Below are 5302 nucleotides of genomic sequence, written 5' to 3'. Positions count from 1 at the left end.
AGCCGGCAGCTGAAAACTGGCAGCTGAAAAGTGGAAAGAAGCTGAAAAATGGAAGAAGGCCTCCCGGCGACGCGAAAAGCGCTTTTCGCGTCGCCGGGAGGCCCGTGCCCCGGTCCTGTTCCGGAGATGCTGTGCGGTGATTACTTTATGCGGCTGGCCTGGTCAGGTCGTAGACGGTCGTGCCGCCGATCGTGGTCGTGGTGAAGGTCTGCCGGACCCATGTGGTGATCGCGCTGGCGGTGCCGCCGGAGCCGCCACCGCGGCCCATGCCACCGCCGGCGAGGAAGTAATGGATCTTTCCGGCTTCGACGTACTCCTGGAACTGGGCCAGCGAGGGGGCCGGGTCGGTCCCGTTGAAGCCGCCGATGGCCATCACCGGTGCACGGGTGGCGAGCTGGACGCCGGCGGCGGAGTTGGATCCGATGGTGGCCGCGACCCAGGTGTAGCGCTCGGCGTTCTGGGTGAGCGCGGTCACCAGTTCGGCGTTCGGCGTCCCGGCGTCGAGCAGGCCCCCGAGGCCTCTGCCCCGGCCGAACATCGCCGCACCCTGCTGGCCGAAGCCGCCACCCAGGCCCGTCGCACCCCCCTGGCCCGTCGTGCCGCCCTGGCCTCCCGTCGTGCCGCCCTGGCCTGTTGTGCCGCCTGGTGGCATCCCCTGCGGGACGCCCCCGCCCGGACCGTTCATCCGGACGCCGCCACCGAAGCCTCCCCCGCCGAAACCTCCGCCGCGAGGGCCGCCGCCGAAGCCGCTGGTGGGCCCCGCCGACGGGAGGGCGCCGGTGTGGGGGGTGGCGGCCGTCTCGGCCGCGTAGGCCGCGGGCCCGATCAGCGTCACCAGGATGCCGGCGGCGGCCAGCACCGTCGCGGCGCGACGTGCCGGACGCGCGGGAAGCACCAGCGTGAGGATCAGCGTGACGATCGCCACGGCACCGACAGCGATCACGAGCGCTCGCAGCCACGGCTGCCAGTCGGGCGTCCGGTGCAGCAGGACGTACGACCACGCCGTCGTGGCGGTGACCGCGGCCGCCAGGACCAGGCAGGACCCGAGCCGGTCGCGTTCGCGCCACAGGTGGACGCCGCCGATGCCGACGACGGCCGCGGCCGCCGGCGCGAGCGCGATCGTGTAGTAGGGGTGGATGATCCCTTTGGCGAGGCTCAGGGTGACGCCGGTGACGACCAGCCAGCCGCCCCAGAGCAGCAGCGCGGCCCTGGTCCGGTCGGTGCGTGGGGCGCGCCCGCGCATCGCGATCACGGCCACCATGATGATCAGTGCCGCGGGGATGAGCCAGGAGATCTGCCCGCCCATCTCCGTGTTGAACATCCTGGTCAGGCCGGTCTCCCCCCAGCGGCCGCCGGTGCCGCCGCCTCCGCCGACGCTGCCGGCCTCGTTGCCGTTGAGCCGTCCGAAGCCGTTGTAGCCGAAGATGAGGTTGAGGATGCTGTTGTTCTGCGAGCCGCCGACGTAGGGCCGGGAGCCCTTCGGCCACAGCTCCACGGCCGCCACCCACCAGCCGGCGGCGACGAACATCGCCACCCCGGACAGCAACAGCCGACCGATCCTGCGCCGCAGCGATATCGGCGCGGCCAGCAGGTAGGTGGCCGCGAAGACCGGCACGACCAGGAACGCCTGCATCATCTTCGCGAGGAAGCCGAACCCGACGAAGACCCCCGCCCAGACCAGCCATCTGGCGCTGCCCGTCTCCGCCGCCCGGACGGTCGCGTAGGCGCCGAGGAGCAGCAGCAGGACGAGCAGCGCGTCGGGGTTGTTGAACCGGAACATCAGCACCGCGGCCGGTGTCAGCGCGAACACGGCCGCGGACAGCAGCGCCGCGGCCGGGGAGAACCAGCGCCGGACGGTCACGTACAGCACCCCGACGGCGGCGACACCTTCCAGCGCCTGCGGGACGAGCACGCTCCACGAGCTCAGCCCGAAGATACGCACCGAGATGTCCATCACCCACAGTGATGCCGGTGGCTTGTCCACGGTGATGAAGTTCGCGGCGTCCGAGGAGCCGAAGAAGAACGCCGTCAGGTTCGACGACCCTGCCTGGACGGCGGCGCTGTAGAAACTGTTCGCCCAGCCGGAGGCGCCGAGCCCCCAGATGTAGAGCACGGCCGTCCCGGCCAGCAGGGCGAGCAGCGCGGGACGCACCCATGCCGGATCGCTCTCCCGGCCGCGCAGGAGGCTTCGCGCCCACCGGCCCCCCGCCCGGGAACCGGCGCCGGGGCGGCCGGGTGCCGCGGCCGGGGCGGGCGGAATGCCCGCCCGCTCGGGAACGGTCGTGGTCATGGCCGGATCCTCGCCGTCGGTCCGGGCTGCTGTCGAAGGTCGGGAGCCACCGTCATGGGACCTGATAGTGGGGTTTCAGCCTGACGCTGACCTGATGCGAGCCTGGGAGCCGACTGAGAGCCTGTCCAGGTCCGCCCAGGTCAGGTTTGCTCAGTTCCAGGCGGCCGGCCGCTGGACGGGCGAGACGATGTGGCCCGGGGTGCCGAGCCAGGCTTCCTGGCCGTGTGGGGTGACGGTCATGCCGAAGCGGTGGAACCTCGGCCTACCAGCCTTGATCCACCACTGGTAGGCGGCCTCCAGCTCCTCCCACAACCGGCGTGGCCCGCACTGGAGGACTTCGTATCCCTGGTCCTCCGGGTCGTCCGCGAAGGAGGCCCACAATCGGGACCGTGCGTGTGACAAGCGGAGAAAGACGATCCCGGTATCAGGATCGGTAGCGGTTCCCGCGATCATGCCGGGACACGCCAGCCCAAGGGCGAAACCCGCGTCGTAGTTCTCGAACACCTCGCGTGGACGAACGGACGTGAAACTGATCTGGCGGTTGTCCTCGTGTGTCCACCACAGCGGAGCGTCGTCACGATGGCTGCGTATCTTCATGAGCCGCGAGTGCAAAGATGCCCATCCGCCCCCTCCTGCCGTGGGCGGTTCGCCATGGGCGAAGAAAATCGGTAGCGGGTCACAGCGGTCGGTAGGCATCCCGGCGGTGCTCGAGGCGGAGGACGACGACGTCGTGCTTGTCGTCATTGATCCGATAGAGGATGCGATAGGTGCCTCGGCGGGCCGCCCATATTCCTTCGAGATCGAAGCGCAGGGGTTTGCCTGCTCTGCGTGGAGCTTCGACCAGAGCGGTGGTGAGAAACTCCACGGCCGCGGTCGCGACGGCTTCGGGCAGTTGGTCGGTAAACGCGCGTCGGGCTGGTGGGGTGAGGACGAGCTCGTAGTCGTCGCCGTTCACCTGAGCAGGTCGCGTACGGCCGCTGTGCCGCGCAGGACGTCGCCGCTGGCGTAGGCCCGGTCGGCCTCGCGGATGTCGGCCAGTGCCTGTGAGTCGCGCAGGACGTCGATGGTCTCTTCCAGTTGGGCGAGGTCTTCGGGGCTGATCAGCACGGCGGCGGCGTGGCCGTTACGGGTCAGCACGATCCGTTCGTGCTGGTGTTCGACCCGATCAACGAACTCGGACAGGTGGTCACGGACCATACGGAGAGACTCGATCGTCATGGCCACAATTGTGGCTCATTGATCGTCCGATGTCCACTCCGCTCCCCGTCCCTGGCAACGGTCGTGGGCCTCTCCACAGCCCCGCGAGTCGCCGAAGCTTCCGTCCTGGAGGTGGTGGTTCGCTGGGAACCTGACGGGCTCGTGCGGACATTACGAGGTATGAGAGCGATCGATGACGCCTGAGCCGGCTGATGACGGTGAGCTGCTTGCGCGGGCCCGGTCCGGGGACGGGACGGCGTTCGGGCTTTTGTTCCGCGCGCACTCCAGCGCCGTCTACACCTACTGCTTCCGCCGGCTCGGTTCGTGGAGCGGTGCGGAGGACGCGACGTCCGTGGTCTTCCTGGAGGCGTGGCGGCGGCGGGCCGACGCGGTTGCTCTCTCCGGCTCGTTGCGCCCGTGGCTGCTCGGGGTGGCGACGAACGTGGTGCGCAACCAGACGCGGGCCACTCGTCGTTACGACGCGGCGCTGTACCGACTGCCGCCCCCGGATGTGGAGCCCGATCCCGCCGACGAGGTGGTGGCACGGCTCGACGACGAGCAACGGATGCAGGACATTCTGCGTGAGCTCGCGGTCCTGAACCGTGGTGAGCGGGATGTCGTCGCCCTGGTGGCGATGGCCGGTCTGAGTTATGCAGAAGCCGCGGTCGCTCTGGGCGTTCCGGTGGGAACGGTCCGGTCGCGGCTGGCCCGTGCCCGCGCCCGGCTCGCGAAGACCCGGGCCGCGGGGACGGGCGCGTTCCAGGAATCCGTTGACACGGCGACACCGGTCACAGGCCGACACGGTCGGGAAGGGGCGTGACATGTCCGATCTGGATTTTCCGTGGCTTCCGCCGCAACGGGCCATCCCGGCGGAGCGGCTGGCACAGCGCCAGGAACTGCTCGAACGCCACGTCGCGGCGACTTCCGAGCCGGCCCGGAGGCCGTGGTGGCGGCGAAAGCTGATAGTCGTTCCGGCTGTGGCCGTGGTGGCTGTTCTTGGGACGGCCGCCGGCCGAGGACTGCTTCCTGGTGATGTGGCGACCCAGGCTATGACGGTGTCATGTTATAAGACGGTGAGTCTTCACGGTGACACGGACATTGTCGGCGGCGGGGTGACGGACCCAGTAGAATCCTGCCGGCAGGTGTGGCGGTCCACCGGAATGAAAGCACCGTCAGAAATCGTCGCCTGCCTTACCTCGGGTGGGGCTGTCGCGGTGTTTCCGTCGAAAAACGCCTGCCGCACGCTGGGGCTGCGGCCGTTCATGGGAGTGTCTGATTCCGCGCGCAGCTTCGCCGCTTTCCAGAATGACGTGGTGACCGCGGTACGGGCGGATCACTGCCGCCCCCGCAGCGAGATCATCAGTATAGTCCGGCAGAAGTTGGATTCCTACGGCCTACAGTCCTGGCGGATCGACGACAGCGGCTTCGGCCAGCCGTGGGCCGTGGGCCGGCCCTGCGCCAGCCTTTCCTTCAACCACGACCAGTCGACCGTGATCATAGTGCCGCACACGGAATGATGCTGACAGATGCGGTGACCGTCTCGACGCAAGAACGGTCACCGCATCTGTCCAGGAATCTGGTTTTCAGTTTTTTGATGAACGAGACCGGTTGCTGGGGGAAATTACCGGATGACGTGTATGCCGTCGACGAGGAGATCAGTCGACGAAGAGGTCGGTGCGGGCTGAGACACGCTGGGTGCCGAAGGCCACCGGGGACGCGTTGACGACGAGCGGCGGGCCGCCGCGGCCGGGGCCACCGCCGGCAGGCGGGCCGCCGGGCCCGGGCCTGCCGCCGGCACCTGGGCCGGTCGGGGGG

The 5302-nt window shown here is 69.1% G+C and carries 6 protein-coding genes; 2 read left to right on the top strand and 4 right to left on the bottom strand.

Annotated elements, in window-relative coordinates; translation table 11 throughout:
* Positions 1-145 precede the first annotated feature (145 nt).
* The 4 genes from NBW84_RS09315 to NBW84_RS09300 all read right to left on the bottom strand — a co-directional run bounded on the left by NBW84_RS09315 (position 146) and on the right by NBW84_RS09300 (position 3508).
* Positions 146-2290: a glycosyltransferase family 39 protein gene (locus tag NBW84_RS09315; RefSeq protein ID WP_250283660.1), complete on the bottom strand. Its 2145-nt coding sequence runs from the start codon at positions 2288-2290 to the stop codon at positions 146-148.
* A gap of 150 nt (positions 2291-2440) precedes the next feature.
* Positions 2441-2902: a hypothetical protein gene (locus NBW84_RS09310; RefSeq protein WP_250283658.1), complete on the bottom strand. Its 462-nt coding sequence runs from the start codon at positions 2900-2902 to the stop codon at positions 2441-2443.
* Between the two features lie 64 nt (positions 2903-2966).
* Entirely contained in the window at positions 2967-3245 is a 279-nt protein-coding gene (locus tag NBW84_RS09305) for a type II toxin-antitoxin system RelE family toxin (protein ID WP_250283656.1), read from the bottom strand.
* A complete protein-coding gene (locus NBW84_RS09300; RefSeq protein WP_250283654.1) occupies positions 3242-3508 on the bottom strand; it encodes a type II toxin-antitoxin system Phd/YefM family antitoxin in 267 nt (88 codons plus the stop codon). Before NBW84_RS09300 ends, NBW84_RS09305 begins: the two co-directional genes overlap by 4 nt.
* Positions 3509-3680: 172 nt before the next feature.
* Here NBW84_RS09300 and NBW84_RS09295 point away from each other — a divergent pair, with 172 nt between their 5' ends.
* Together NBW84_RS09295 and NBW84_RS09290 are read left to right on the top strand one after the other, a co-directional pair.
* Entirely contained in the window at positions 3681-4307 is a 627-nt protein-coding gene (locus NBW84_RS09295; RefSeq protein WP_250283652.1) for an RNA polymerase sigma factor, read from the top strand.
* Position 4308: 1 nt separating this feature from the next.
* A complete protein-coding gene (locus tag NBW84_RS09290; protein ID WP_250283650.1) occupies positions 4309-5004 on the top strand; it encodes a hypothetical protein in 696 nt (231 codons plus the stop codon).
* Positions 5005-5302: the final 298 nt, after the last annotated feature.

This window comes from Protofrankia sp. CiP1_Cm_nod2, assembly GCF_920664355.1.
GTDB lineage: Bacteria > Actinomycetota > Actinomycetes > Frankiales > Frankiaceae > Protofrankia.
The sequence above is the reverse complement of the archived record's forward strand: the minus strand, read 5'-3'. Positions and strand labels throughout refer to the sequence as shown.